Raw genomic sequence first — 26,648 nt, 5'->3', positions numbered from 1 at the left:
CCTGAAACCTTTTTTCAATGATGTGACGCTATCATACCTTTGCACACACAAGCATGTCAGAACCATGATACATTCCAGCCCGCATTTTTACGCCGCAGCCTTGGGGGAGTGTAACAGAACTCTTTTATTTTAACATGGTTATACGTTATTGAGTGTGGCAGACCCCGCTGATACAAAGGTAGCGGGTGGTATATCCTTCCCGAGAACGGCACAACTCTGGCTTTCGTAGTGTCCGGGCTACCTATGCACTCCAGGGGTCTAGAATCAGGAACAATGGTTATTTCCACCAGAGCACGACCGGCCCGCAAAGAAGGCGTTGTCTATACCCATATTACAACCCGTGATTACCTCAATACCCTATTTTTCTACCGCAAGATCGCCCTTATGGTCTTTGTCTGGACGGTTGCGGTCGGGGTTATCATCGGGCTGATGCAAAAACCCGCCTACCGGGCGGAAGCGCGGCTGCTTACGCTGCTGGCTGGCTATTACAACCAGTCCAGCGTGAATGACGGCCCTGCGGCACAGCCGGTCGAAGGCCAGCTTGTCAGCATTGAAGCGCAGATTCTCAACAGTTCGGAACTGCACCGCGCGGTGCTCAAGACCATGCTCGGCCCCGATGCCAGCCGCAAGCAGATCGATGACGCGCTACAGTCCTTCGAGAAGCATTTCCGTCTCCAGCAGGATGATCTGGCGAGCACGATCAGCCTTTTTTATACTGACACAAACCCCAAGCACGCGGCGGACATGCTCAACCGCATTCTGGCTGAGTATTTTCTCGAACGTGCGGCCATTTTCACCTCCGGGCGGGTTTCCTCTCTGGCCGCACGGCGCGATCTGGTGCGCACCCAGCTGGACAAGCTCAACGCCAACATGGTCGCGTTCCAGACCAAATACGGCATTGTCAGCATTGAAGACCAGATTGCCCATGCCGTGGCGCTGCAAGGCCTGATCCGCCAGCGTAAGCTCGAAAACAACGGCGTTCTGGCGCAGGACCGCAGCACTCTCGCATCGCTCCTCGTCTCGGCCAAGGATGTTCCTGCAACCATCCTGCTGTACAGCGACAACGGCGAAGCCGCACGCACGCTCGACACCATGCAGCTCTCGCAACTCCAGCTTGAGGCCCGCCGGGCGGATCTGGCCTCGCGCTATATGCCGGGCTCGCCCTTCGTCAAGCAGATCGACCGCCAGATCAAGGCGCTACGCGTTTCCATAACGCAGCAGAAAGAAAAGCTTATCGGCGTTGAGCGCTACGGCCACAACGCCTATTACGATACGGTGCAGGACAGGCTTTCTGTTGTCAGCTCCAACATCAAAGGCGAGATCGCCCGGCAGAAGGAGCTGGAAGACCAGATCAAGACAGCCGATGCCGGCCTGCAATCCCTGATCGGGGCTGCCAACGAACTCAGCCAGATGCAGACCGACCGCAATATCCTGACCGAAAGCCTGCGCAGCCTTTCGCGTCAGGTCGAGCTGGCGAGCATAGACCGTATTCAGGCCGATTCCGCCAGCAGCACCAACGTGCGCGTTATTCAGGCGCCTTTCCCGCCCTCGCAGCCCATCAACCCGCTGAACATGTTTATCGGTGCGAGCATTGCTGCAGGCATCGTCCTGCCTGCGCTCACCATCCTCATTCTGGTCAGCCTGCGCGAGACCTTTCTCAGCCCTGAACAGGTCGAGCGTGTTATCGGGCTGCCCGTGCTCAGCGCGCCCGTTACCCCGCGCACCAAAATCCGCAAACGCTGGTTCAGGCGGGCCAAGCCGAAGACAGGCGCGGGAGGCGCCCCAGCGCTCCCACCCTCCTACCCGTCACGCATCCTGTACGGGCGCACCATTACCGCTATCGACACCAGTTCCGATGCCCTGACCAAACTGGTGATGATGATCTCTTTCAATGATAGCGAAGGGCTGCTGGAAATCGTGCAGGGGCTGGCATCGGAACTTGAGCGCCGCTCATCGCGCCCCATTCTGGTTCTGGACATGGCCTCCCTACCCGATGCCCCGCCCCTTTACGGCGCACCGGACCAGAACGGCGAACTGGCGTGGCCTTTCGGTGAGGGCGAAAGCCGCTCGGATACCGCCGCGCCGGAAGAAGATACACTGAAGCTCCTCGAATTCCTGCCCGTAGCCGGGCACGATATTCTGGTGGCCCGCCCGCGCGAAGGCACGCTGACCCTTACCCCCCATGAAACGGTCTCCCTGTTTGACACCCTGCGCGCCCGGCATGATTATGTGGTCGTGCATGCGCCGCCGGTCAGCCGTTCTTTTATCGGGGTGGAAAACGCCCGCCTTGCCGATGCCACCATTCTGGCTGTGCGGGCAGAAAAGACACGCAAGCCAGTAGTGCTGGGCCTGAAGGAACAGATACAGGAAGCCGGTGGCTGGATTGTCGGGGTCGTGCTGACACACCGCAAAAGCTACATTCCTGCCATTATCTACCGCTTCCTGTGAAGATATCGTAGGGAACTTCAGGTACATGACAAAAATAAGCGCGATCCTGCCTATCAAAACACGCGGCCGCCATTACGCGGACAATATCGGCCGGTGCGATATTCTGTTTTCATCCCTGCGTCATTTCACCACGCCCGAAACCTTTGAACGCTTTGTGCTGATTGTCCCCCATGATGAGGTCGAATCTGTACGGGGCTATGCCAAAGCATGGTCTGATTTTCCGATAGAAATCGTAGACGAATCTGAACATTTTGCCATTTTCAAAGACTTTTCACAGCGGCATCAGATCAGGGGCTGGCACCGCCAGCAGATTATCAAACTCTACGCCCCAGCCCTGATCGATACGGAATACTTCCTGATTTTCGACCCGGACTGCTTTGCGACACACCCCTTTAATGTTGATTCGCTGATTATCGACGGCAAGGCCCTGACCCATTACCGCCCCCGCGTGGATGAGGAACGCTACTGGCTCGCCTCTGGCCAGATTTTGGGCGTACCCCCCCATATCGAGCGCGATGCCCTGTGGTGGACCCCCACAATCCTGTCACGCACGCTGTGTCTGGACCTGCAAAAAAGCCTTGAGGAAAAATATCAGATCGACGACTGGCGGCGGGTTTTGCTGCAAAACTACACGCTCGACTGGACGGAATATACGCTCTACTGGCTCAACGCCGAGCATAAGAACCTGCTTGATCGCTATCATACCCGAGCACGCCCCGGCCAGCGCACCCTGCACGCAGCCCAGAGCGTGTGGTTTGCCGATATGATGGACGGATGGGATGCACACAAGCATTTCATGATCGAAAGCGATGGGCTTTTTGCCGTCATACAAAGCAACACCCTGATTTCGCCCCAACAGGTGAAAGAAAAGCTCGCCCCCTATTTCCCGATTACGATACAGCCTTACAAGCGTGACAGGGCGATCCTGCTCCGTATTGCGGAGATCTACTCCGCCGTCACGCGGCGTCTGCTCAAATACGCCCGCGATTTTTTCAAACGCTAGGCCGCGCGAACATGCGCCCATTGCAACACAAGCTATCAGGGCTTGCTTTGGCAGCCCTCGTTCTGGCCCCCGTTGCCACACCTGTAGCAACACGGGCGCAGGAAGCCATTACACGGCAGAAACTCAATATTTACGCAGGCCCTCTTTTTCGCGATTTTCTGGGCTGTATTAACTGCGATATGTATGAGCCGACCTCAGTCTGGAACGACTATTCCTCCTTCGGGTGGGGGAACAGCTATACCGACATGAGCCATTTCCATATCTATTACGAAAGCCACGGCATTTATTCCGCCTGCGACCCTTTCGCCACCAAGCCGCCCCATATTCTGGACCCTCAGAACAGGCTGCACAACACGCTGAATGTCTCAAAAACTCAGACACTCAGCGTTTGCGGGCCGCATGGCGACAAAGCCCTGTGCAACAAGCTGAGCAGCATGTGTGAGCAACGGCATAACCCGACACTCGAATAAGACTCCGCGTGCTGCCGTTTTTTACAGAGCTGCGTCCGGCGGTTTACGCGCAGGCCGGGGCGAGCGCGAACGGCTGCGGTCATAAACCAGCGCCACGGGCCGGTCGAACCCGCCAGAACGCCATACATAGGCGAAAATCGCCAGAATAATGGCGCTTTCCCCCGGCGTAAGGGTGGGCGGATAAAAGAACGAAATCACCAGCACATAGATCAGATAATCTGACAGGCCATTCAGGAAATCGTCTTCCACATGCTGGCGCAGGCGGGCATGGAAAATAATGCCACGCAGTTCAAACAGCACAAAAATCGCGGCGCCAATCAGACCGTATTCGAAAACGATACCAAGCCACGTAATATCGGCCAGAAAAAAGAAATGATGGAAATAGGCGATCAGCGTATCCTTGCTGGTCGGGCTGAGGGTGCCTACGCCAAAAATCCAGCGCATTGGGGAATCGCCCAGAAAATTGCTCGCTTTTTCAGCCGTAATATAGCGCACATCAAAGCCCGTGCTGCGGCTGGTATTGAAGGTGCTCGCGAGATACCCGGTCGAAAACATGGCCACAAAGGCAAAGGGTGCGCTGAGTGCAAGCACCACCCGCAGCAGCGGGCGCGCCCACAGGATACTGTTGAGCACACAAACAACCGTAACCCCCACCACCATAGCGCGGGTTCGTACGATCAGCAGAATGACGGCAAAGGCAATCATCGCCCCGGCCAGACAAGTCAAGCTCTTTTCAAAAACTGCTCGGCGGTAGAAAAAGAATAGAGCGATAATGGGAAAATACATCTGCATACGGATGCGATGCCCACGGGCATCGTCGCTGAACAGAGGCGCTGTGCCGACAACATAATGGCCTTTATACCAGCTTGCCGGAACAACCAGCCAGAGCCCAATCAGGATGCCGACCGTTATCAGGCCCAAAAGCAGGAAGCTCTGCCTGATTTCCTTGAGCGTTGGCCGCAGGATCTGCAACAGCGCCAGAAAGGAAAAGAAGTAGAGCACAGGCAGCAGTTTGACCTGTGCCGCAACCCCTGTGAAAAACCCTTCCTGAAAATAGAAGATCGACGCGATGCTGGGCGAAAGCACCAGCCACGCGAAGCTGAGCAGCACCTGCCGTGTCATGGGAAAGCGCGCATAGGACGTAAGCCCGAGCACCAGCGGTAAAGACAGGATGGGAAACGCCTTGGACAGCATCCATAACGGGCGGATGCTTGTCATATAGTGGAATGTTTCACCAAAAATAGGCAGCGCAGCCAGCAGGGCAATTATGACTTTCAAGCGTACTGGCGCATCGGAAAAAAAACCGGCGGAGGAGACAGTCAGAGTATCCGCGCGGGAAGACGATGCCAAGGCGTCATGGTGCTCGGTCATGACTAACGGAAAAAACCTCCTGAGCCGACATTGTAATTGATGCTCTGGTTGAACGGCACAAGCCGGGTAATGTAACGATCCACCCACTGGTCGGCCTCGACCGCAGTGGCTTCAGGCACGAAAATGGTATCCGAGGGCTGAAGCGCTATGGATTCCTGCGGATCGGCCTTGCGGATCAGCGCCGTCAGGTTGACCGCACGCAGCATAGGCCTGCCATCGGGGCTGCGGCGGATGACCACCACCTGCCCCGAGCGGGCGGTGTCCATCATCCCGCCCGCAGCGGTAATGGCCTGAAGCACATCCATATCGCTCTGCATGGGAACCGCACCGGGTTTCTTGACCTGCCCGCCCACATAAATGCGTCCGGCATAGGTGCGGATACTAACCGAGGCATAGGCATCTTCCGTAATGCCTTTGACCGCCAGCATGTGATTTATATCGCGCCCGGCCTGATCAACCGTCTGCCCCCCGGCCTGAATTGTGCCGACCAGCGGCAGGGTCAGCCCGCCTTTCGGGTCTACCACGGCCTCGTAGTTCAGTTCCGGGTTAAACGGCATGACAACCGAGACATCGTCTCCCGGTTCGATCTTATAGGGGGTCTTGGGGGTATCCACCCATGCGGCGATGGTGCTCACCTTCGCGGCCTGAGGCGAGACCCATTTGCCCGTACAGGCGGCACAGACAACAAGCGCCAACAGGGGCAGGCGGCGCAGAATGCGTGAGAGTATCATGTAGGCGCGGTGCAAGACGGCAGTGCTCCCGAATCCATTCCAGTCGAAATCACACTGCAATGCGGCACGTCTCGCTGCCCATGGGGGCAATAACGGGCCGTAACTGGCTATACTATTTGCCTTTATGGGCTTATCAAGCCAAACTCAAGCCAATATACCGCAACAGCTCAAAAAAAACAGGTTCACGCGGCCTCGCCCCCTGCGTCTGACCGGCCTCTGGCCTGACGCCTATCGGTTTATCTGGGATCATTCATGGAATTTATGACCGATTTCGCGGATGAGGCCGTCATCCTTCCACTGTCCCTGTGCGTAACCATCCTGTTCTATGTCATGGGCTGGCAGCGGGGCTGGCGAATCTGGTGCACCGGTGTTGTCGCCATTCTGGGCTGTCTGGTGCTGATCAAGATACTGGGGTTGTACTGGGGCCAGTTCTTCGGCTTTACGCAGCGCCCTTTCAGCATCAGCGGGCACGTTACCGCCAGCACCGCGGTTTATGGCGCCCTGCTTACTCTGGTGCTGCATTCGCGCCAGACACAATGGCAGTGGGGCCGGGCCTTGCTACCCCCACTCTTGATCGCCGCGGTCATTGGCTATACGCGCCTGCGGCTCCATGCCCACACTCAGGCGGAAGTCCTGTGGGGTACCCTGCTCGGCACTGTGGGCGCCTTGTGGCTGGCGCGCTCGCTGCTTCCCATGCCTGCCAAGGCCACGCGCTATATCATGCTGGTTCCCGCCTGTGTGGCGCTGCTTTTCCACGGTTATATCTTCCGTGGCGAATTCCTGCTGCAAAGCCTGTTCTACAATTCCTACCATTGGGCACGCCATGCGCTCATCTGGTAACGGACAGAAATGAATGAATTTTTTTATGCACGGCAGAATTCTTGCAAGAGGAAATATCATTTCGTTCAAGGATATGCCAAACGTGGGACACTACCCCTCGGTAACGGATGCGTTCCTGTGTTTTATGCCGCGCACACACACCTGATAAGAACGACACATGCCACAGCCCACCGCTGAGCGCAGCCCGCAGACGTTCACGCTGTTCGGGCTGGAGTTTTCCACGCTATCGGAACAGGACATCGCAACCGAAGTGGCATCGACCCTGCGCACCCCGGCACAGGGTGTGGGGCAGATCATCACCCCCAACATCCAGCATATCAGCCTTATGCGCCACAACCCGGCGCTGCGGCAGGCCTGCCAGCACGCGGCCTTGCTGACCTGCGATGGCTTTCCCCTGTATTACTACGCAAAATGGCGCGGCAAGCCCACACACGGGCGCGTAACAGGCCGGGGGATCGTGGCGGAACTGGTGGCCCAGCCTGCACGCCTGACCCACCACCGTATCTTCATGGTGCTGGATAGCGCCCGAACCGTAGACATCGCCCGCGATTGGGCCGCCCGGCACGGGCTGGCAGAGCAGCTTGACTGTGCCGTGCCCGCCATGGGTTTTGACAAGCGCCCGGCCGAAATGCAGGCTCTGGCGGAGCAGATCGCCCGACATGGCACAACGTTGCTGCTCATGGGCGTGGGCGCACCCCGCAGCGAAATTTTTGTCGATCAGTACCGCGCAAGCCTGCCCCCCTGCTGGGCGCTGTGCATTGGTCAGGGTCTGCTGATCGCCCTTGGCTGCGTGCCCAAGCCCCCCCGTCTGGTCGAATATTTCAATATTGAATGGCTGTGGCGTATTATATTGGAGCCACGGCGTATGGTCGGACGTTACGCCTGCTCGGCGGTCGGCTTCATGCTGGCGGTTTTCAAGGACCTCCTGCATCATGGCTGACACACTCGCTCCCGGCCTGAAGGAAGCCTGCTTCCATCTGGCGCTACCCCTCTCTCCACTGCACCGGGTTCTGACGAACCCGACCAGACGGAAAGGATCTTCTGGTGCCATTTAATCATAAAAAAAGATATGGCCACAGACGTAAGGTTATCGTTCTGGGGGGCGCACCTGATGGGGATCTCGTAGCCAGCAAGCTGCTACAGATGCCTGACCGTTACGAGGTGATCGGCATTTTTGACGATCGCTGGCGGCGGCTCAAAAATCAGAACATGGAGCACTGCGTACCCATTCTGGGTTCGGTGGACGACATGATAACCCTGTGCCGGCAAGACCTGCCGGACATGATTGTTATCGCCATATTCGATGCCCGCCGCGAAAGACTGCGCGACATCCTGCACAAGGTTATCGTGCTGCCGGTGGACATCTATCTGGCGGCCGATATTTTTCCGCCCGGTTTTTCCAGCGGTATCCTTCAGGATGATGATCTGGGCCTGTGCCTGATCCCCATCAGCAAGGTATTGCTCTCGGGTGGGCGCTACTGGGTCAAATGGGCGGAAGACAAAATTCTGGCGCTGTTTTTCATCATCGCCCTCTCACCGCTCTATCTGCTCATCGCCCTGCTGATCAAACTCGACAGCCGTGGGCCGATTTTTTTCGTACAGAACCGCTACGGATTTAACGACAAGGTTATCAAGGTGCTGAAGTTCCGCACCATGTACGTGGAAAAAGGCGATGCCACCGGCGCGGACAGAACCGTTCGCAACGACCCGCGCGTGACGCGCATTGGCCGTTATCTGCGCAATTTCAGCCTTGATGAACTGCCGCAGTTCTTCAACGTCCTGCGCGGCGAAATGTCGGTGGTTGGCCCGCGCGCCCACGCCACGGCCATGCGCGTGGATGACGAACTGTATGAAAAGGCGGTGGACTGCTACTCTGCCCGCCACCGGGTGCGGCCGGGCATGACAGGGCTGGCGCAGGTGCGGGGCTACCGGGGCGAGATCACCTCACGCGCGGCCGCCCAGAAACGGATCGACAGCGACCTGTACTACATCAACCACTGGACATTGGGGCTGGACCTCAAAATCATTCTGCGGAGCATCTATATCGTGCTGTTCAACCGCGAGAACGCATTCTGAACACGACACGCCGCGCTGCGAATTTTCTGGCCCGCACCAGCACAGCCCCGTAAACTCGGGGCTGTTACCAGCAGGCACGAACCATGACCCCCGACAGGACGCCAGAACACACCCACCCCATGGAAGAAGACCGGGCCACATGGCTCACCATCATGGACAAGATGGATGAGACATGGAGCCAGCTTGTCGGCCAGCAGGTGGAGCTGGAGCAGAAAAACAGCGCACTGGAAGAAGCCCACGCCCTGATTGCCAGCGTGTTCGATTCCATGTCCGACCTGCTGATCGCCTGCGACACCACGCTGCGTATCGTGCGCTGCAACCGCGCGGCACAGGAGGCGCTGGCCAGTGGCAAAAGCCTGATCGGCCAGCCGCTCTCCGCCCTGATAGCACCGGACTCGCCTATCAGTATCGAAACACTCTCGCGCAGGCTGACAGACCGCCAGCGGCTTGAAGATCAGGGCATTACCCTCAAAACCCCCAGCGGCGCCCAGCCGTTTTCCGTCAACAGCGCCATCCTGCGCGACAGCCACCACCGCGTGTCGGGCATGGTGCTGGCCGCCCGCCCCCTTGGCGAACTGCGCCGCGCCTATGATGAACTCGACCGCGCCCATAAAAGCCTGCAACAGGCCCAGACCCAGCTTGTTCAGGCCGAAAAAATGGCCTCGCTGGGGCGGCTGGTCGCAGGGGTTGCCCATGAGCTGAACAACCCGATTTCCTTTGTTTACGGCAATGCCCTGACCCTGCGCCGCTTTACCCGGCGGATTGAAACCTACCTGTCCGCCCTGCATGCGGGCCACACGCCCGAGCAGCTTGCCACCATCCGGCGCGAACAGAACATAGACATCGTACTGAACGAACTGGACGGCAGCCTTGCCGGCATTACCGAAGGAGCCGAGCGCGTACGCGATATTGTGGCCGACCTGCGCCGCTTTTCCTCCGAGCGCCGCGCGCATGATGCCCCCTGCGATCTGGGGCAGATTGCCCGCAAGGCGGTCAACTGGGTGCTGTCCACCTGTGGGCGCGATATTGCCACCACACTCGACATTACCTCAGCACTGGAAGTAGAGGGCCATTCAGGCCAGCTCCAGCAGGTGATCATGAACCTTGTGCAAAACGCGGTGGACGCCATGGACACAACGCCCGAGCCGCATTTACGCATAAGCGCACACCAGCAGAACGGGCAGGTCATTCTGGAAGTGGCCGATAACGGGCCGGGTTTTACCGAAGACATAGCGCCTCGGATTTTTGATCCGTTCTTTACCACCAAACCCGTGGGCAAAGGCACCGGGCTGGGGCTGGCCATCTGTTACCGCACCGTGCATGAACATGGCGGCACGCTACAGGCACGCTCCATACCGGAACAGGGTGCGTGCATGACCATAACCCTGCCCGCGCACGCACCGGGGGAGACCGCGCCATGACATTTCAGGTTCTCTGGCTCCAGTCAGGCGGGTGTGGGGGCTGCACCATGTCGCTGCTCTGCGCGGAATCTCCGGGCCTGCTCAGCGCACTCCAAGGTGCCGGGGTCTCGTTCCTGTGGCACCCCAGCCTGTCCGAACAGTCAGGTGCTGATGTACAGGCCCTGCTGGATTCGATCGTGGCGGGCGAAATCACACTGGATGCCCTGTGTGTGGAAGGCGCGCTGCTGCGCGGCCCCGAAGGCACGGGGCGGTTTCATATCATGGGGGGTACGGGCCAGCCCATGCTGACATGGGTGCAGGCCCTTGCCAGTGTCGCTCGCCATGTGGTGGCGGTCGGGAGTTGTGCGGCCTATGGGGGCATAACCGCCGCATCGCCCAATATTCTCGATGCCTGCGGGCTACAGTATGACGGCCGCTACCCCGGCGGCGCTCTGGGGGCGTCATTCCGCGATGCCACGGGCCTGCCGGTCATCAACATCGCGGGCTGTCCTACCCACCCTGACTGGGTAACCGGCACACTGGCCCTGCTTGCCCGCGGCCAGCTTGGCGCCTCCGACCTCGACCCGCTGGGTCGCCCGCGTTTTTATGCCGATACCCTTGTCCACCACGGCTGCACCCGCAACGAGTTTTACGAATACAAGGCCAGCGCCCGCCACCCCTCCGACCTTGGATGCCTGATGGAAAACATGGGCTGTATCGGCACGCAGGCGCATGGAGACTGCAATACCCGACTGTGGAATGGCGGCGGCTCATGCACGCGCGGCGGCTATGCCTGCATCAACTGCACAGCCCCCGAGTTCGAGGAACCGGGCCACCCGTTTGAAACCACGCCCAAGATTGCGGGCATTCCCGTGGGCCTGCCCACCGACATGCCCAAGGCATGGTATGTGGCGCTGTCCTCGCTGGCGCGCGCGGCCACACCCGAGCGGCTGGCGCGCAACGCCACACAGGATCATATTGTCGTGCCGCCCACCAGCCGCCCGCTGCGGCGCTAGGGCGCAAGACAGGAAAGCGCATGTCCGATACCCCGCCCGTACGCCGCATTGCCGGGCCGTTCAACCGCATTGAAGGCGATCTGGAAGTCCTGCTCGACATTGCAGGAGACCGCGTGCATGAGGCGCGGGTGAACGCAACGCTGTTCCGGGGGATCGAGCGTATTCTGGAAGGCCGCGCCCCTATGGACGCGCTGGTTATCGCCCCGCGTATCTGCGGCATCTGCTCCGTCTCGCAGTCTCGCGCGGCGGCTCTCGCGCTGGCGGGGCTCTCGCGTATCAATCCGCCCGCCAATGGCCGCCTTGCCAGCAACATTATTCTGGCCACGGAAAATCTGGCCGACCTCATTACGCATTTCTACCTGTTTTTCATGCCGGATTTTGCCCGCCCGGACTACGCCCACCACCGCTGGCACGGGCAGGCACTACGCCGTTTTGCCGCCGGGCGCGGGCAGGCCGTGGCAGCGGCCCTGCGCACCCGTGCGGAGCTGCTGCATGTCATGGGTATACTGGCGGGGCACTGGCCGCATACGCTCGCCATCCAGCCCGGCGGTGTTTCACGCGGGGTCGATGCCGAAGCCTGCCAGCGCCTGAGCGGCATACTGGCCAGTGTCCGCGCCGATCTTGAAAACAACCTGTTTGGCGCCTCGCTCGAAACCGTGGTGGAGCTGGCAGACGGCCCGGCCCTGCACGTCTGGCGCCAGCAGGACGGGACGAGTGATTTCGGGCTGTTTCTCGACATTGCCGAAACACTCGAACTCTCCACGCTGGGCCGGGCGTACGACCAGTTTCTGACCTGCGGCGCATGGCCGGGCGGGCGCGACCCGCACAGCACGGCTCCGCTCTGGCCCGCCGGAATCGTGGCGGATGGCGCGGTACTGCCCTTTACCCCGCAGGCCATCACCGAAGACCACGCTTTCGCGCATCTGCGCGACCACGAGCGCGTACACCCCCCCACCGAAGGCACCACAGTGCCGCACCTGCGCGATGGCACGGCCTATACATGGTGCAAAGCACCGCGTCTGGACGGAAGGCCGTTTGAAACCGGGGCTATCGCCCGCCAGCTTGTGCGGGGGCAACCCCTGATCCGCGCCCTTGTCGCACGCGAAGGTGGCACCGTTTTCTCGCGCGTGATGGCACGCCTGATCGAACTGGCCACCCTGCCCCTACTGATGGAGCGCTGGGTGCGCGCCCTTGAGCCGGGTGCGCCGTGGCACACCCCCCACGGCCCACTGGCCGATGGCCAGTCCACCGGGTTTACCGAAGCCGCACGCGGCACGCTCGGGCACTGGCTGCGCGTGGAAAACGGGCATATTGCCGGGTATCAGATCATCGCTCCGACAACATGGAACTTCTCCCCGCGTGATGCGGCTGGCGTACCCGGCCCGCTGGAGCGCGCGCTGGAGGGTGCCCCTGTCAGACCCGGCGAGCATACGCCGCTTTCCGTGCAGCATATCGTACGCTCGTTCGACCCCTGCATGGCCTGCACGGTTCACTAATGCGCGCCACCGAGCGAATGACCGTAACCGGCAGCGTGCAGGGTGTTGGGTTTCGTCCCTTTGTGTGGCGCACAGCGCACGCACTGTGCATAGCGGGAGAAGTGCGCAACCGGGGCGATCATGTTGAAATACTGGCCACCGGCACACAGGCCCAGCGCGATAGTCTGGCCGAAGCCCTCCGGCGGGGGCCGCGCCATGCCCGGGTGGAAAACGTCACCCGCACCCCCGAGGCGCTGCTGTTTACCGGGGCATTCACCATTGCCACAAGCGAGGCCGGGGCGCTGCAAAGCGGGATCGTGCCTGATCTGGCACTCTGCCCCGCCTGCCACACGGAGATACGCACACCATCATCGCGGCGGTGGCGCTACGCCCTGACCTGCTGTGCGGATTGTGGTCCACGTTTTTCAATCGTAACCGGCTTTCCGTATGACCGGGCCAACACCACCATGGCCCCGTTTACCCTGTGCGCCGCCTGCCGGGCCGACTATGAAAACCCGGCCGACCGCCGCTTTCATGCCGAGCCTGTGGCCTGCCCCACCTGCGGCCCCCGCCTGCGCTACACCGGCCCCGCCACGCCGGGGGAAGACCCGCTGGATAGTGCAGCCAGCCTGCTACGCGCGGGCGGAATTCTCGCCATCAAGGGAACAGGGGGCTACCATCTGGCCTGTCTGGCCACGGATACCACGGCCATTGCCACCCTGCGCGCCCGCAAGCACCGCCCCACCAAACCGCTGGCCGTCATGGTGGCCGATACGGCGGCAGCCTGCGCTTTTGCCGCCCCCAATGCGGCGGAACTGCACCTTTTACAGCAGGCCTCGGCCCCCATCGTTACCGTACGCGCAACCCCGGCCCTGCCCGCAAACCTTGCCCCCGGTCTGGATCGGATTGGCCTCATGCTGGCCTATACACCCCTGCATGCCCTGCTGATCGAACAGGTCGGCCAACCACTGGTCATGACCAGTGGCAACCGCAGCGGCGCACCACAGGCAATAGAAGACGAAACCGCCCTGCGCGACCTCGCAGGCATAGCCGATGGCTGGCTTTACCATGACCGCCGCATCGCCCGGCGGCTGGATGACAGCGTGTGCGCCATGATAGCAGGCCAGAGCATGACCCTGCGCCGCGGGCGCGGTCTGGCGCCGCGCCGCCTGCCCCTGCCTGCGGGCTTTGAAACCCTGCCGCCCGTGCTGGCCTTGGGGGGAGACCTGAAAGCCGCTTTCTGCCTGACACAGAACGGGCAGGCCCTTCTGTCACACCATCTGGGCGACCTGCCTGCCGAGGGCGTGGAAAACACCGCCCGGCAGGCGCTGGCGGACTATCAAACCCTGTTCGGCCTGACCCCCGCCCTTGTCGCGGTGGATGCCCACCCCGATTACATCAGCCACCGCCTTGGCACAGCCCTCAGCCAGCAGCGCGGATTACCCCTGCACCCGATCTGGCACCACCATGCCCATATTGCCGCCTGCATGGCCGAGCACGGGCTGGCGGCGGACACTGCGCCGGTAATCGGGCTGGCGCTCGACGGCACGGGGCTGGGGCCAGATGGCACGGCATGGGGCTGCGAAGCCCTGCTGTGCGACTACCGCACCGCCCACCACGCCGGGCGGCTGGCCCGCACCCCCATGCCCGGCGCAGACCGCGCCGCCCGCGAGCCGTGGCGAATGCTGCTGGCCCATCTGGATACCGCCCTTGGGCCAGACGCCACCACGCACGCACTGGCGCTGGGCCTGCTGCCCGCTCTGCATAACCGCCCTCTAGACACCCTGCGCGCGATGATGCGCAAGGGCGTAAACGCCCCACCCTGTAGTTCCGCCGGACGCCTGTTCGATGCCATGGCCGCCCTGCTGGACATCGCCTCCGAACGCCTGACCCATGAGGGCGAAGCCGCAATGAGGCTGGAAGCCCTGGCCCGGCAAGCCCCCGCCCTGCGGGAAACCCTACCAAAATCCCTGACCGACAGCGGGCCGGACGAACCGACAAACGGGCAACCAGACGGACAACCAGATGGCCGTGCGCACAGCCATCCCGGTCGCCGCCCCGACAGCCCAACCGACAGCCCAACCGCCGCTAACACCACACTCCCCCACGCCGCAACCCTGCCCGCCCCCGTACCCGGCATGGTTTTTGGCCTTGCCTGCACACCCGATGGCGTGTGGGAACTCGACCCCGCGCCACTCTGGGCGGCGGCACTGGCTGCCAAAGGGCGAGGCGTTCCGGCCTGCACTCTTGCCGCAGGTTTTCATGCAGCCCTTGCGGCGGGGCTGACTGATCTGGTCATGAACCTGCTGCCGCCACAGGCACCCTGCCCGCCCGGTTTCACACAACCGCTCCTGCGTACCGTGGTGCTGGGCGGCGGGGTAATGGCCAATGACCTGCTGGTAAGCGCACTCGTTGCCCGACTGGAGGCGGTGGGCCTGCGCGTGCTGCGGCCCGCCTTTGCGCCCCCCGGCGATGGCGGGCTGGCACTCGGTCAGGCGGTGATAACCGCCGCACGCGCCAGAATGGAAACACGCTGACCAGCCAGCCGGTCAGCCGCTTTCCCCCTTATGGGACACAACAGGGGCTTTCCTGCCCATTTTAATCCATCGCCACGGATGGCACGGTTTCTGCTTCCTCCATCATCGGGATGCACCCTCTGGCGGTGCGCGTTTGATGACCCACGGGAGGATGCCTTTCACCGATGGCTGTTCTGGAAACTTTTTATGACGTCATGCGGCGGCAGGGGATTACCCGCCGCTCTTTCGTCAAATACTGCTCCCTTACCGCAGCAGCACTGGGCCTTGGCCCCGAATTTGTGCCGCAGATCGCCCATGCCATGGAAACCAAGCCACGCACGCCCGTGCTGTGGCTGCATGGGCTGGAATGCACCTGCTGTTCGGAAAGTTTCATCCGTTCGGCGCATCCGCTGGTCAAGGACGTGATCCTGTCGATGATTTCGCTGGATTACGACGATACGCTCATGGCCTCCGCCGGGCATCAGGCCGAGGCCATTCTTGACGAGGTCATGGAAAAATACCACGGCAACTACATTCTGGCCGTGGAGGGCAACCCCCCGCTGAATGAAGACGGCATGTACTGCATCATCGGCGGCAAGCCGTTTGTAGAGCAGCTCAAGCGCGTGGCGTCCGGGGCGAAAGCCATTATCTCGTGGGGGTCATGCGCCTCTTATGGCTGTGTGCAGGCCGCCCGGCCCAACCCCACACAGGCAACCCCTGTCCACAAGGTCATTCTGGACAAGCCGGTTATCAAGGTGCCGGGCTGCCCGCCCATTGCCGAGGTCATGACCGGCGTCATTACCTATATGCAGACCTTCGACCGCCTGCCCGAGCTTGACCGGCAGGGGCGGCCGAAAATGTTCTACTCCCAGCGTATTCACGACAAATGCTACCGCCGCCCGCATTTTGATGCCGGGCAGTATGTCGAAAGCTTTGACGATGAAGGCGCCCGCAAAGGCTACTGCCTTTACAAGGTCGGCTGCAAAGGCCCCACCACCTACAACGCCTGCTCCACCATCCGCTGGAATGATGGCGTGTCCTTTCCCATCCAGTCCGGGCATGGCTGCATCGGCTGCTCGGAAGACGGGTTCTGGGACAAGGGCTCGTGGTACGCACGCCTGCAGGATGTCAGCGGTTTTGGCATCGAAGCCAACGCCGACAAGGTGGGCATGGTCGCCGCTGGCGCGGTTGGCGCGGGCCTTGCCGCCCACGCAGCCCTAACCGCCCTGAGCCGGGCCCGCCACAAGGGAGATGACGCACAATGACAACAATCCAGACACCCAACGGCTTTTCCCTCGACAATGGTGGCCGCCGGATCGTGGTTGACCCCATCACGCGTATTGAAGGCCATATGCGTGTTGAAGTGAACGTGGATGACCACAACGTTATCCGCAACGCGGTATCCACCGGCACCATGTGGCGCGGGCTTGAGGTTATTCTCAAAGGCCGCGACCCGCGTGACGCATGGGCCTTTGTGGAACGTATCTGCGGCGTGTGCACGGGCTGTCACGCGCTGGCCTCGGTACGCGCGGTGGAAGACGCGCTGGACATCCGCATTCCCACCAATGCCTTCCTGATCCGCCAGATCATGGAAAAGGTGCTGGCCTGGCATGACCACGTGGTGCATTTCTACCACCTGCATGCGCTGGACTGGGTAAACCCCGTCAACGCGCTCAAGGCCGACCCGCGCGCCACGTCAGCCCTGCAGCAGGCGGTTTCGCCCAACCACGCCAAGTCCTCGCCCGGTTATTTCCGCGATGTGCAGAACCGGCTCAAGAAGTTTGTGGAAAGCGGGCAGCTCGGTATTTTCCGCAATGGCTACTGGGATAACAGCGCCTATCTGCTGCCCCCCGAAGCCGATCTGATGGCCGTGACCCACTACCTTGAAGCGCTCGATTTCCAGAAGGAAATCGTCAAGGTACACACCATTCTGGGCGGCAAAAACCCGCACCCCAACTACATGGTGGGCGGCGTACCCTGCGCCATCAATATCGACGGCGACATGGCGGCGGGCGCACCGCTGAACATGGAGCGGCTGAACTTCATCAAGCTCAAGCTGCAAGAAGCCTTCGAGTTCTCGCAGAACGTGTATGTGCCAGATGTGATCGCTATCGGCAGCTACTACAAAAACTGGCTGTATGGTGGCGGCCTGTCCGCCAGCAATCTGATGGATTATGGTGATTGCCCCACCGTGCAGGGCGACCCGTCCACCAACCGTTTCCCCGGCGGGGTAATTCTGGGCGGCAACTGGGAAGAAATCCACCCCATAGACCCGCGCGACCCCGAGCAGGTGCAGGAATTCGTCACCCATAGCTGGTACGAATACGGTGCAGGGCGTGAAGATATCGGCCTGCACCCGTGGGATGGCATGACCGACCCGCATTACGCACTGGGGGCAAACGCCAAAGGCACGCGCACCAATATTCTGGCTGTGGATGAAGCGGCCAAATATTCATGGGTAAAAGCGCCGCGCTGGCGGGGCAATGCCTGCGAAGTCGGGCCGCTGGCACGCTATATTCTGGCCTATTCCAAGGGTGTGCCTTACGTGAAAGCGCAGGTGGATGACGCGCTGGGCCGCTTCAACGCGCTGGCAGGCACCAGCCTGACCCCGCGTGAAGCCCTGCCCACCACCATTGGCCGCACGCTCGCCCGCGCACTTGAGGCCCATTACTGCGCCCAGCAGATGCTCGATGACTACGATGCCCTGATTGCCAATATTGCCGCAGGTGATCTGGCAACAGCCAATGTCTCCAAATGGGACCCGGCAACATGGCCCAAGGAAGCCAAGGGCGTTGGCATTGTGGCCGCACCGCGCGGCGGGCTTGGCCACTGGATCAAAATCCGCGATGGCCGGATCGAGAACTACCAGTGCGTGGTGCCCAGCACATGGAATGGTGGCCCGCGTGACGCCAAGGGCAATATCGGCGCGTTTGAAGCCTCGCTTCTGGGCACGCCCATGAGCAACCCCGAACAGCCGGTGGAAATCCTGCGCACCCTGCACTCCTTCGACCCGTGCATGGCCTGCGCCACCCATGTCATGGCGCCCGATGGAGACGAACTGGCCCGCGTCACCATCCGCTAAGGGAGCAGAGCAATGAGCACACCGCAATCCGGCCCCCTGAGCGATAACGACCTCAAGGGCACCAATCTGGACGGACAGGCCGCCCACACCCTGCGCGCGCGCAGGGTTACGCAGATTTATGTCTACGAAGCGCCGGTGCGGCTGTGGCACTGGCTTACGGCGGCCTCCATCGTGGTGCTGGCAATCACGGGCTACCTGATCGGCTCACCCCCTGCCACCCTGTCGGGAGAGGCGAGCAGCCATTTCCAGATGGGGTGGATCCGCGCCCTGCACTTCATGGCGGCATGGGTGTTCACCATCGGTTTTGGCGGGCGGGTTATCTGGGGGCTGTTTTTTGGCAACGCCTGGTCGCGCGAGCTGTTCTGGATACCGTTCTGGAAAATCGAATACTGGAAAGACCTGCTGGGCGAGGTGCTGGTTTACGCCTTTATCCGCAAGCATGCCAAAACCACCATCGGGCATAATGCGCTGGCCCGCACGGCGCTTTTCTTCTGCTTTACGCTTACGGGGCTGTTCATGATCGTGAGCGGTTTTGCCCTGTATTCCGATGGTACGGGCATGGATAGCTGGGAAGGCCGCCTGTTTGGCTGGGTCATGCCGTGGCTGGGCGGCAGCCTTGGCACGCATTACCTGCACCACTGGGGCATGTGGGTCATTATCCTGTTTGTCATGATCCATATTTATACCGTCACGCGCGAGGACATTACCTCACGCCAGTCGCTGATTTCGGCCATGACCAATGGCTACCGCATTTTCCGCGACGACAGACCCGATTAACAGCGCCCCCGTCAGAAACCGTAAGATAACCTTCCAGATACCATTCAATCTGGAAGGAATCTTTCCATCAAAACCCCGTATCACAGTTGTGTGATCCGGGGTTTTCTGTCGTGGGATGGTTGGATAGCTGCCACTCTGTCAGTTGGCACGGTTTCTGCTTCTTTGTTGTTCGGGGTATCCGTGCACGGTCTCAGACCGCCAGCACAGCCCCAACCCGCCAGCCGGAAGACAGGGCAAGACATGACAGCCAGCACAACGCAACAGGCAGCCCGCCCCCCCGGACGGGTGCTGATACTGGGCATTGGCAATATTCTGTGGGCCGATGAAGGTTTTGGCGTACGCGTGGTGGAATATCTCGCCGCACGCTATCATTTTCCGCCCCCCGCCGAACTGATGGATGGCGGCACGCAGGGTCTGTACCTGCTGCCCCAGCTTGAAGGGCTGGACGGGCTGATTATTGTCGATGCCATTGATTTCGGCCTGCCGCCGGGTGCCCTGCATACGGTGCGCGATGCGGATGTGCCCGCCACCATCGGCGCTCGTAAAATGAGCCTGCACCAGACCGGCTTTCAGGAAGTGCTGGCCCTGCTCGACCTGCGCGGCCATGCGCCCCGTCAGGTAGCACTTATCGGGGTGCAGCCGGTCAACATGCAGGATTACGGCGGCGGCCTGACCCCACCCGTAGCCGCCCGCGTGCCGGAAGTGGCCGAGGCCGTTCTGGCCATGCTGGCAGCGGATTACGGCCTGCACCCCACCGCCCGCACGCCCGCCGCACTAGCGGATGGCACACAGGCGGATGATACGGGCCTGATGAGTGCCGCCGTCACCCGCGAAGCCTATGAAAGCGGTCGCCCGACCGAAGAAGACGCCTGCCGCCACGGCGATGCCCGGGTTCTGGCCCGCATGGGACACTAAGCCGCCATGTGTGTCGGTATTCCCATGACCGTGCAGAGCGTTGAAGGCGCTTTCGCCCTCTGTGCCGCCCGCCTGCCCGATGGCGCGCTGACAGCCCCCCAGCAGGTTGATATGGCGCTGGTGCCAGAGGCCCGCACAGGAGACGATGTGCTGGTTTTCCTTGGCCTTGCCCGCGCACTGCTGAGTGCGGATGAGGCCGCGCGTATCCGCGCAGCGCTTGAATCGGTCGCGGCCCTGTCTGTTGCGCAAGACGGCACGCAGGCCGCCATTATCGCACAAGGCTTTGCCGATCTGTGCGAACAGCCACCCCGCCTGCCCCCCCACCTTGAAGCCGCCCGCCTGGCCGGCCTGAAAGAAGCCTGATGCCAGACCTCCTTCTCACCCCGCCGCTGCAGCGGCTGCAAACCCAGTTTGGCATGCCGGTGCTGGATGAAACCGCCGCCGCAGCCAATGGCCTTGTGCTGCTGTTCCTGCCCAGCCACGCCCGCACCCATCTTGAAACACCCGATATCGCCGCCGTATTGCCTGATCTGGTGGCCCTGTGCGCCGCCCGCATGAACGCAGGCACCGCAAACGGAATCAGCGAGAACGGGGCCAACGTGAAAGGGAGCAGCGTGGAGAGGGCCTGCGCCACCGTGCCGGTTTCGGGCGCAATCGCCACCGCCACACTGGAAGCCCGGCTGGTACGTGAAACGGGTGATCTGTCCCTGCCAGCCCTTGTGCTGCTGCATCAGGGCGGGGTGGTGGGCAACATCGCACGCATGCGCGACTGGGGCGACTACGCCACCCGGTTTGCCACCCTGCTGGCACCCCTGACGCCCCTGACACCCCAGCCGGAGCCTGCTCCATGATCCCGTCCTTTGCGGTGCCGCCCAAGGGGTTTGGCCCCGGTTCCATGACACAGGATAGCGAGGAAGACCTCCAGTATCTGGCCATGCCCTCGGGGGTGAGCGTCTATACGCCCCACCTGCCCGAACTGGATGACGTAAACGCCGCCCGCCCCGCCATCGCTTTCCTTGAAGCCCTGCGCGACACCATGGCGCAGTGGCGCGAAGGCCAGTCCGTGATGATCCGCCCCGATGGGCTGAACCCCGCCAACCGCCGGATTGTGGATGACGCACTGGGCGAAGGCGAGGTTTCCATCGTGCTGGAAGACGCCGCCGGGCGGATAGAAGTGCAGGAAACCGTTTTTGCCGGGCTGTGGGCCATGCGCGCATTTTCGCGCACGGCCGCCGCAGGGGCAGAACCGCGCGAACAGGTTGAAGTCGCGGCCTTTCCACATGTGGTGCTGGCGCGCGCCTTCCCCGCCGTACGCGCCGTGCCCGACCTTGCCGCTAGCGCGGGCGAAGGTGTGGTGAACGCCCCCGCCATCCTGACCGAACTGCTCGATAAAAGTGCGACATGGCAGGCCGGTGCGGTGCCGCATGTGGTCAATCTGAGCCTGTTGCCCCACACGCCAGAAGACCTCGACATGATCGAGCATGTTCTGGGGCAGGGCACACTCACCATTCTCTCTCGCGGGTATGGCAACTGCCGGATTACCTCTACCGCCACCCCGCATGTGTGGCGGGTGCGCTACTTCAACTCCATGGATACGCTCATTCTCGATACGATCGAGGTGACAGGCATACCCGAAGTCGCCTGCGCAGCCCGCGAAGATCTGGCAGATTCCGCCGAACGTCTGGGCGAAATCTGCACCATTATCGCAGAGCCCGCCCCATGACGGCGCAGGCCTTCCACGGGTTTGAAGGCTCGTATATGGGCGATGCCACGCGCCTCACACCCGGCAGCGTGATGGAATGCAAGATCTGCTGGTCGCTCTACGACCCCGCACAGGGCTGCGAAACATGGCAGGTGCCGCCCGGCACCCCCTTTACCGCCCTGCCCGAAAGCTGGCGCTGCCCCACCTGCGATGCCCCCAAGGAGCAGTTCATGGTCGTGCATGAACCAGCCCCGCAGGGTGCCACCACACCGGACACCACGCACCCGCTCCAGAGCACAGGCCAGAGCGCAGCCCCGAACACGGGCGCATCTGGCATGGCCCTGCCCGCCATAGACAACCCCGAACCCGCCACCGCGCAGGCCGCCCCCCCTGCCGCACTCTTTGCCCATCAGCTTGAAGCGACCTTTCGTGACATCCACGCCAACCAGATGCGCGGCGTGCCGCTTGTCAACGCCGCACTAAACGTAAAGGCCGTAGGGTTTCAGGAGCGCGATGGCCATATTCTGGGGGTGCTGATTACCCCTTGGTTTATGAATCTGGTACAGGCTCCCCTGCCGGATGCCGGTGGGCCTGCACGGACTTCGGGCGAAAAGGTGCTGTTGAGCTTTCCTTCGGGGGAATACGAATTTACCGCTGTCACCCGCGATCAGGCAGGCGGGTTGTCGCCCTATCTGGCCTGCTCGCTGTTTTCGCCCATGTTCGACTTCACCACCATGCTTCAAGCGATTGAAACCGCACAGGCCGCCCTTGTCGGGCTGATGGACCCCACCCAGCACCCCGCATACCGCCCGGCCCCCGCCTCCGATACGCCGGTACCCGCGCGTACGGGCCGTCGCGCCCTGCTGACAGGTAGCCAGCCTGGGCCGGATTCCGCCCATCCATGATCGGCCAGCTTGTCCTGTCCGCAGCACGGGCTGGCCAGCCATGGCAGGCCCGCATACAGAACGGCCCGGACATGGCCCGCACCTGCATGGGCCTGCCCCCCGAGGAAGCCCGCACCCGGCTGGCAAGCCTGTTCAGCCTGTGTGGTGCAGCCCACGCCGCCGCCGCAACACAAGCACTGGGTCTGCCCGAACAGGAAAGTCAGGATAAGACAGCCGCCTGCACGCGCGACATCCTGCGCGACCATGCGCTTGACCTGCTGCATACATGGCCGCGCCATCTGGGCCTTGCCCCCGACCGCGCGGCACTGGCCCGCACCCTTGCCGCCACAACCAGCCCACACCACAGTGAACGGGGGCAGACCGCCACCACCCTGACCGGGCTAGAAACACCCCTGCCCCAACTGGCGCTAGCGGATTTTGACCACTGGCTTGAGGCCAGCCGCACAACACAGCCCCCTGCACCACTGGCCGCCGTGCTGGCACCGCTGCAAGCACTCGTTCCCCCCGCACAGGGCCGGGCCGACCTGCCCGCACCGGACTGCGCCGACCTTGCAGCGATCGCCACTGGCGCACAGCCCCCCGCGCGGGACGCCAGTATTCTGGCCGACCACCGCGACACCCCGCTCCTGCACGGTCTGATTGCCCGCGAAGGGGTCAGCCTTTTCGTGCGGGTGGTGGCACGCGCACTGGATCTGCTGGCCGCCCTGTCTGACCCGCTGCGGCTTTTCACGCGCACCCGTGCGTTGGCAGCGCGCCTGCCAACAGAAGCGGGGGCCATGCCGCAGGGGCGTCTGGGTGTGGCGCGGGCCGCGCGCGGGCTGCTGGTACACCACGCCACCATACAAAATGGCCGCGTAAAAGCTTATACTGTGTTTTCCCCCACGGGCTGGCACATGGCACATAACGGGCTGCTGCGCCGCTGCCTGCACAGCCTGCCCACGGTGGACAGCCCGGCTCTGCTGCCCGCGCTGCTGCTATCGGCCATTAACCCCTGCGTGCCAACACATGTGGAGTCCTAAACCATGCACGAACTCTCCCTGTGTGAAAGCCTGCTTGACGTGATTGAAGACACCGCCCGGCGCGAAGGCTTTACGCAGGTGCGCGTGGTGCGGCTGGAGGTCGGGCAGTTTGCGGGAGTGGAACTCTCCGCGCTGCGTTTCGGGTTTGAGGCCGTAAAGCCCGGCACCCTCGCCCAAGATGCCCGGCTTGAAATCGAACAGACACCGGGTACGGCCTGGTGCTTTGACTGCGAAAAAACCGTAACTCTTGAGGATCGGCTCTCGCCCTGCCCGCTATGTGGCGGCGGGCGGGTGCAGCCCTCGGGGGGGACAGACATCAAAATCAGGGATCTGGAGGTACTCTAAATGTGCACGACATGCGGATGCAGCAGCGATGGCGGCGTGACGATAGACCCCGGCCCCCCTCATGATCACGGGCATGGCCATGATCACAGCCACGATCAGGGGCACGCACACCCCCACGGCCAGCCCCACCACGACCATACGCACGCGCAGACCGCAGGCCACACGCATAACCACGGCACGCAGGCACAGGCCGCCCACCAGCACACAGCGCACGGGCATGAGCACGGGCCGGATACAGCCCCCGAAACCGCCCCGGCCCATACCCACGGCCCCGACCACCATGATTACGGCACCGGCCCCGCCCGCTCGCACGCACCGGGGCTGACACAGGCACGCATGGTGGAAATCGAGCGCAATATCCTGTCTAAAAACGATGCCTATGCCCACCAGAACCGCGAGGCTCTGGCACGCAACGGCGTGCTGGCCCTCAACCTGCTGGCCGGGCCGGGCGCGGGCAAAACCACCCTGCTGGTGGAAACGCTCAAACTGCTACAGGGCAGCATACCCGCCGCCGTGATCGAGGGAGACCAGCAGACCAGCAACGATGCCGAGCGTATCCGCGCAACCGGCGTGCGGGCGGTGCAGATCAACACCGGCAAAGGCTGCCATCTTGATGCCCATCAGGTCGGCCATGCGCTTGAACACCTGCCCCTGCCGCCCGGTGGCGTGCTGTTTGTAGAAAATGTCGGCAACCTTGTTTGCCCCGCCGCCTTCGATCTGGGCGAACAGTTGCGCGTAACCCTGCTGTCCGTAACCGAAGGGGAAGACAAACCCCTTAAATACCCGGATATTTTCCATAATGCCGATCTGGTTATCCTGACCAAAACCGACCTTGTCCCCTATCTGGGCACCGATCTGGCGCTGCTGGAAACCAATATCCGCCGCGTGGCCCCCAAGGCACGCATCCTGCATACGGGGGCGCGTACCGGGGCGGGTATGGACACATGGCTGGACTGGCTGAAAACCGAACGCAGCACATGGCTTGGCAGGCTCGCCGCACAGGCCGAAGCCCGTGCCGCAGCACTAAGGGCCGCTGACTGATGGCTGATGTGGACACACGCCCGTCCATTCTCGTGGTGGATGACGAGCCGCGCTCGGCGGAAGTAATGGCGCGCGTCCTGCGCGAGAGCTTTGATGTCCACATCGCCCATAATGCCGATACCGCGCGCGAATGTCTTGAAACCCACTGGATACAGGCCATTTTCTGCGACCAGCGCATGCCCGGTGTAACCGGCACGCGCTTTCTGGCCGAAGTGCGTAACCGCTGGCCCGACATCGTGCGTGTTATTGTCACGGGTTATACCGAACCTGAGGATATGATCGACGCGATCAACGAGGCGGGTATCTACCACTACATTACCAAGCCGTGGCACCCTGACCAGCTTATACTGACCGCCCGCAACGCCACGCATCTGTTCGCCATGCAGCGCGATCACGAACGGCTTTCGCTCGAACTGCGGCTGGCCTCGCCCATTGCGGAAGGGCGGCTTTTGCGCCAGCGCGAACGGGTGCGCGGGCGCTACCAGTTTGATTCCATCATCCGCGCCACCACCAGCCCGCTTAACGATACCTGCAAGCAGGCCGCCAAGGTTGCGGTTTTTGATATCCCTGTTCTTATTCAGGGAGAAACCGGAACCGGCAAGGAGCTGATGGCCCGCGCCCTGCATTACGCCAGCCAGCGCGACAGCGGTACCTTTGTGGCTGTCAACTGCGGCGCCATACCGGATGAACTGCTGGAATCCGAACTGTTCGGCCACCGCAAAGGGGCCTTTACCGGCGCGCACGCCAACCGGCGCGGGCTGGTGGAGGAAGCCGATGGCGGCACCCTGTTCCTCGATGAAATTGGGGATATATCACCCGCTTTTCAGGTCAAGCTGCTGCGCTTTCTGCAAGAAGGCGAGTTCCGCGCCCTTGGCACCAATGAAACAACCCATGCCAATGTGCGCGTGCTGGCCGCCACCCACCGCGACCTGCCAGAAGAAGTCCGCGCCGGGCGCTTTCGCGAAGACCTGTACTACCGCCTTGCCGCCATGACGCTGACCATCCCGCCCCTGCGCGAACGCCCCGAAGATATCCGCGTACTGGCCACCCACCTGCTTGATGAGGCCTGCCAGCGCCACGGCCGCCGCGCGCGCGGGTTCAGCCCGGATGTCATGGCCCTGCTCATGCGCCATGACTGGCCGGGCAATGTGCGCGAACTCCAAAACGAAATCCTGCGTATGTTGGTACTGACCGAAAACGACACGCTGGGGCCAGACCTGCTTTCCCCTGCGTTGCGCTTCCCGCGCCCGGCCCTGCCGCACCATACGGCACACCTCGCCATCCCGGCTGACACCACGCAGGAGACCCCGGCCACACCCCTGCCCGAAGATGGCTCCATGCAGGAAAGGCTCGATACGCTCGAAGCCCGTATTCTGGCCCAGACCATCGCACGCTGCGGCTGGAACAAAAGCCTGACCGCGCGCGAGCTTGGCCTGTCCCGCGTGGGGCTGCGCGCCAAGCTTGAGCGCTACGGCATTGTGCCTGACGCCGCACACCGCCCCCAGCCATAAGGAGA

At 62.0% G+C, this 26,648-nt stretch carries 25 protein-coding genes; 23 read left to right on the top strand and 2 right to left on the bottom strand.

Features of this window, described 5'->3' with window-relative positions; genetic code table 11:
* Nucleotides 1–273: 273 nt before the first annotated feature.
* Genes J2D75_RS06840 through J2D75_RS06830 form a run of 3 tightly spaced genes read left to right on the top strand, consistent with a single transcriptional unit; the run spans nucleotide 274 to nucleotide 3,921 of the window.
* On the top strand, nucleotides 274–2,448 hold the full coding sequence (locus tag J2D75_RS06840) for a GumC family protein (protein WP_207854034.1): 2,175 nt from the start codon (nucleotides 274–276) through the stop codon (nucleotides 2,446–2,448).
* A 25-nt stretch (nucleotides 2,449–2,473) separates the two neighbouring features.
* A complete protein-coding gene (locus tag J2D75_RS06835) occupies nucleotides 2,474–3,451 on the top strand; it encodes a DUF6492 family protein (RefSeq protein ID WP_207854033.1) in 978 nt (325 codons plus the stop codon).
* Between the two features lie 11 nt (nucleotides 3,452–3,462).
* Nucleotides 3,463–3,921: a hypothetical protein gene (locus tag J2D75_RS06830; RefSeq protein WP_207854032.1), complete on the top strand. Its 459-nt coding sequence runs from the start codon at nucleotides 3,463–3,465 to the stop codon at nucleotides 3,919–3,921.
* Nucleotides 3,922–3,942: 21 nt separating this feature from the next.
* Here J2D75_RS06830 and J2D75_RS06825 read toward each other — a convergent pair whose 3' ends face one another.
* Together J2D75_RS06825 and J2D75_RS06820 are read right to left on the bottom strand one after the other, a co-directional pair.
* Nucleotides 3,943–5,292, bottom strand: a complete 1,350-nt coding sequence (locus J2D75_RS06825; protein ID WP_207854031.1) for a hypothetical protein — start codon at nucleotides 5,290–5,292, stop codon at nucleotides 3,943–3,945.
* Nucleotides 5,293–5,294: 2 nt separating this feature from the next.
* Entirely contained in the window at nucleotides 5,295–6,038 is a 744-nt protein-coding gene (locus J2D75_RS06820; RefSeq protein ID WP_207854030.1) for a polysaccharide biosynthesis/export family protein, read from the bottom strand.
* 237 nt (nucleotides 6,039–6,275) lie between these two features.
* On the opposite strand from J2D75_RS06820, the gene J2D75_RS06815 reads away from it, so the two are divergent.
* The 20 genes from J2D75_RS06815 to J2D75_RS06725 all read left to right on the top strand — a co-directional run bounded on the left by J2D75_RS06815 (nucleotide 6,276) and on the right by J2D75_RS06725 (nucleotide 26,643).
* Entirely contained in the window at nucleotides 6,276–6,863 is a 588-nt protein-coding gene (locus J2D75_RS06815) for a phosphatase PAP2 family protein (protein ID WP_207854029.1), read from the top strand.
* Between the two features lie 157 nt (nucleotides 6,864–7,020).
* Entirely contained in the window at nucleotides 7,021–7,803 is a 783-nt protein-coding gene (locus tag J2D75_RS06810) for a WecB/TagA/CpsF family glycosyltransferase (RefSeq protein ID WP_207854028.1), read from the top strand.
* Nucleotides 7,796–7,918, top strand: coding sequence for a hypothetical protein (locus J2D75_RS14555; RefSeq protein WP_265782941.1), 123 nt, complete (start codon nucleotides 7,796–7,798; stop codon nucleotides 7,916–7,918). The genes J2D75_RS06810 and J2D75_RS14555 overlap by 8 nt, the downstream gene beginning before the upstream one ends.
* Entirely contained in the window at nucleotides 7,908–8,939 is a 1,032-nt protein-coding gene (locus tag J2D75_RS06805; protein ID WP_207854027.1) for an exopolysaccharide biosynthesis polyprenyl glycosylphosphotransferase, read from the top strand. Before J2D75_RS14555 ends, J2D75_RS06805 begins: the two co-directional genes overlap by 11 nt.
* An 83-nt stretch (nucleotides 8,940–9,022) precedes the next feature.
* Complete coding sequence (locus tag J2D75_RS06800) at nucleotides 9,023–10,360, top strand: ATP-binding protein (RefSeq protein ID WP_207854026.1); 1,338 nt, start codon at nucleotides 9,023–9,025, stop codon at nucleotides 10,358–10,360.
* Complete coding sequence (locus tag J2D75_RS06795; RefSeq protein ID WP_207854025.1) at nucleotides 10,357–11,355, top strand: NADH-quinone oxidoreductase subunit B family protein; 999 nt, start codon at nucleotides 10,357–10,359, stop codon at nucleotides 11,353–11,355. The genes J2D75_RS06800 and J2D75_RS06795 overlap by 4 nt, the downstream gene beginning before the upstream one ends.
* Before the next feature lie 20 nt (nucleotides 11,356–11,375).
* On the top strand, nucleotides 11,376–12,851 hold the full coding sequence (locus J2D75_RS06790) for a nickel-dependent hydrogenase large subunit (RefSeq protein ID WP_207854024.1): 1,476 nt from the start codon (nucleotides 11,376–11,378) through the stop codon (nucleotides 12,849–12,851).
* Nucleotides 12,851–15,367 (top strand): carbamoyltransferase HypF, encoded by a 2,517-nt coding sequence (gene hypF, locus J2D75_RS06785; protein WP_207854023.1) that lies wholly within the window; start codon nucleotides 12,851–12,853, stop codon nucleotides 15,365–15,367. Before J2D75_RS06790 ends, hypF begins: the two co-directional genes overlap by 1 nt.
* Before the next feature lie 164 nt (nucleotides 15,368–15,531).
* On the top strand, nucleotides 15,532–16,611 hold the full coding sequence (locus J2D75_RS06780) for a hydrogenase small subunit (RefSeq protein ID WP_207854022.1): 1,080 nt from the start codon (nucleotides 15,532–15,534) through the stop codon (nucleotides 16,609–16,611).
* Complete coding sequence (locus J2D75_RS06775) at nucleotides 16,608–18,428, top strand: nickel-dependent hydrogenase large subunit (protein WP_207854021.1); 1,821 nt, start codon at nucleotides 16,608–16,610, stop codon at nucleotides 18,426–18,428. The genes J2D75_RS06780 and J2D75_RS06775 overlap by 4 nt, the downstream gene beginning before the upstream one ends.
* A 12-nt stretch (nucleotides 18,429–18,440) precedes the next feature.
* Nucleotides 18,441–19,205 carry a Ni/Fe-hydrogenase, b-type cytochrome subunit gene (gene cybH, locus J2D75_RS06770; RefSeq protein ID WP_207854020.1) on the top strand — a complete coding sequence of 255 codons (765 nt, stop codon included), beginning with the start codon at nucleotides 18,441–18,443 and terminating at the stop codon, nucleotides 19,203–19,205.
* A 240-nt stretch (nucleotides 19,206–19,445) separates the two neighbouring features.
* The gene (locus tag J2D75_RS06765) at nucleotides 19,446–20,120 is read left to right on the top strand and encodes a HyaD/HybD family hydrogenase maturation endopeptidase (protein WP_207854019.1); all 675 of its coding nucleotides are present in this window, start codon (nucleotides 19,446–19,448) and stop codon (nucleotides 20,118–20,120) included.
* Between the two features lie 6 nt (nucleotides 20,121–20,126).
* The gene (locus J2D75_RS06760; RefSeq protein WP_207854018.1) at nucleotides 20,127–20,483 is read left to right on the top strand and encodes a HypC/HybG/HupF family hydrogenase formation chaperone; all 357 of its coding nucleotides are present in this window, start codon (nucleotides 20,127–20,129) and stop codon (nucleotides 20,481–20,483) included.
* On the top strand, nucleotides 20,483–20,971 hold the full coding sequence (locus J2D75_RS06755; RefSeq protein WP_207854017.1) for a thioredoxin domain-containing protein: 489 nt from the start codon (nucleotides 20,483–20,485) through the stop codon (nucleotides 20,969–20,971). Before J2D75_RS06760 ends, J2D75_RS06755 begins: the two co-directional genes overlap by 1 nt.
* On the top strand, nucleotides 20,968–21,843 hold the full coding sequence (locus tag J2D75_RS06750) for a hydrogenase expression/formation protein (protein ID WP_207854016.1): 876 nt from the start codon (nucleotides 20,968–20,970) through the stop codon (nucleotides 21,841–21,843). Before J2D75_RS06755 ends, J2D75_RS06750 begins: the two co-directional genes overlap by 4 nt.
* Nucleotides 21,840–22,727, top strand: coding sequence for a [NiFe]-hydrogenase assembly chaperone HybE (gene hybE / locus J2D75_RS06745; RefSeq protein WP_207854015.1), 888 nt, complete (start codon nucleotides 21,840–21,842; stop codon nucleotides 22,725–22,727). The genes J2D75_RS06750 and hybE overlap by 4 nt, the downstream gene beginning before the upstream one ends.
* Nucleotides 22,724–23,746, top strand: coding sequence for a hypothetical protein (locus tag J2D75_RS06740; protein ID WP_207854014.1), 1,023 nt, complete (start codon nucleotides 22,724–22,726; stop codon nucleotides 23,744–23,746). Before hybE ends, J2D75_RS06740 begins: the two co-directional genes overlap by 4 nt.
* A 3-nt stretch (nucleotides 23,747–23,749) precedes the next feature.
* Nucleotides 23,750–24,091, top strand: coding sequence for a hydrogenase maturation nickel metallochaperone HypA (hypA, locus tag J2D75_RS06735; RefSeq protein WP_207854013.1), 342 nt, complete (start codon nucleotides 23,750–23,752; stop codon nucleotides 24,089–24,091).
* On the top strand, nucleotides 24,092–25,132 hold the full coding sequence (gene hypB, locus J2D75_RS06730; RefSeq protein ID WP_207854012.1) for a hydrogenase nickel incorporation protein HypB: 1,041 nt from the start codon (nucleotides 24,092–24,094) through the stop codon (nucleotides 25,130–25,132). It abuts the gene before it with no gap.
* Nucleotides 25,132–26,643 (top strand): sigma-54-dependent transcriptional regulator, encoded by a 1,512-nt coding sequence (locus J2D75_RS06725; RefSeq protein ID WP_207854011.1) that lies wholly within the window; start codon nucleotides 25,132–25,134, stop codon nucleotides 26,641–26,643. The genes hypB and J2D75_RS06725 overlap by 1 nt, the downstream gene beginning before the upstream one ends.
* The last annotated feature ends 5 nt before the right edge of the window (nucleotides 26,644–26,648 follow it).

It is taken from the genome of Acetobacter suratthaniensis, assembly GCF_017377745.1.
Classification (GTDB): Bacteria; Pseudomonadota; Alphaproteobacteria; order Acetobacterales; family Acetobacteraceae; genus Acetobacter; species Acetobacter suratthaniensis.
This window is presented reverse-complemented; position numbering and strand designations above follow the sequence as displayed.

Excerpts from the sequence above, each read along its gene's own strand:
- J2D75_RS06750 (WP_207854016.1), top strand. The coding sequence starts at position 20,968 with ATGATCCCGTCCTTTGCGGTGCCGCCCAAGGGGTTTGGCCCCGGTTCC.
- J2D75_RS06830 (WP_207854032.1), top strand. The coding sequence starts at position 3,463 with ATGCGCCCATTGCAACACAAGCTATCAGGGCTTGCTTTGGCAGCCCTC.
- hypA (WP_207854013.1), top strand. The coding sequence starts at position 23,750 with ATGCACGAACTCTCCCTGTGTGAAAGCCTGCTTGACGTGATTGAAGAC.
- hypF (WP_207854023.1), top strand. The coding sequence starts at position 12,851 with ATGCGCGCCACCGAGCGAATGACCGTAACCGGCAGCGTGCAGGGTGTT.
- J2D75_RS06825 (WP_207854031.1), bottom strand. The coding sequence starts at position 5,292 with ATGACCGAGCACCATGACGCCTTGGCATCGTCTTCCCGCGCGGATACT.
- J2D75_RS06775 (WP_207854021.1), top strand. The coding sequence starts at position 16,608 with ATGACAACAATCCAGACACCCAACGGCTTTTCCCTCGACAATGGTGGC.
- J2D75_RS06795 (WP_207854025.1), top strand. The coding sequence starts at position 10,357 with ATGACATTTCAGGTTCTCTGGCTCCAGTCAGGCGGGTGTGGGGGCTGC.
- J2D75_RS06810 (WP_207854028.1), top strand. The coding sequence starts at position 7,021 with ATGCCACAGCCCACCGCTGAGCGCAGCCCGCAGACGTTCACGCTGTTC.
- J2D75_RS06840 (WP_207854034.1), top strand. The coding sequence starts at position 274 with ATGGTTATTTCCACCAGAGCACGACCGGCCCGCAAAGAAGGCGTTGTC.
- hybE (WP_207854015.1), top strand. The coding sequence starts at position 21,840 with ATGACGGCGCAGGCCTTCCACGGGTTTGAAGGCTCGTATATGGGCGAT.
- J2D75_RS06835 (WP_207854033.1), top strand. The coding sequence starts at position 2,474 with ATGACAAAAATAAGCGCGATCCTGCCTATCAAAACACGCGGCCGCCAT.
- J2D75_RS06760 (WP_207854018.1), top strand. The coding sequence starts at position 20,127 with ATGTGTGTCGGTATTCCCATGACCGTGCAGAGCGTTGAAGGCGCTTTC.
- J2D75_RS06725 (WP_207854011.1), top strand. The coding sequence starts at position 25,132 with ATGGCTGATGTGGACACACGCCCGTCCATTCTCGTGGTGGATGACGAG.
- J2D75_RS06740 (WP_207854014.1), top strand. The coding sequence starts at position 22,724 with ATGATCGGCCAGCTTGTCCTGTCCGCAGCACGGGCTGGCCAGCCATGG.
- J2D75_RS14555 (WP_265782941.1), top strand. The coding sequence starts at position 7,796 with ATGGCTGACACACTCGCTCCCGGCCTGAAGGAAGCCTGCTTCCATCTG.
- J2D75_RS06755 (WP_207854017.1), top strand. The coding sequence starts at position 20,483 with ATGCCAGACCTCCTTCTCACCCCGCCGCTGCAGCGGCTGCAAACCCAG.
- cybH (WP_207854020.1), top strand. The coding sequence starts at position 18,441 with ATGAGCACACCGCAATCCGGCCCCCTGAGCGATAACGACCTCAAGGGC.
- hypB (WP_207854012.1), top strand. The coding sequence starts at position 24,092 with ATGTGCACGACATGCGGATGCAGCAGCGATGGCGGCGTGACGATAGAC.
- J2D75_RS06780 (WP_207854022.1), top strand. The coding sequence starts at position 15,532 with ATGGCTGTTCTGGAAACTTTTTATGACGTCATGCGGCGGCAGGGGATT.
- J2D75_RS06765 (WP_207854019.1), top strand. The coding sequence starts at position 19,446 with ATGACAGCCAGCACAACGCAACAGGCAGCCCGCCCCCCCGGACGGGTG.
- J2D75_RS06790 (WP_207854024.1), top strand. The coding sequence starts at position 11,376 with ATGTCCGATACCCCGCCCGTACGCCGCATTGCCGGGCCGTTCAACCGC.
- J2D75_RS06800 (WP_207854026.1), top strand. The coding sequence starts at position 9,023 with ATGACCCCCGACAGGACGCCAGAACACACCCACCCCATGGAAGAAGAC.
- J2D75_RS06815 (WP_207854029.1), top strand. The coding sequence starts at position 6,276 with ATGGAATTTATGACCGATTTCGCGGATGAGGCCGTCATCCTTCCACTG.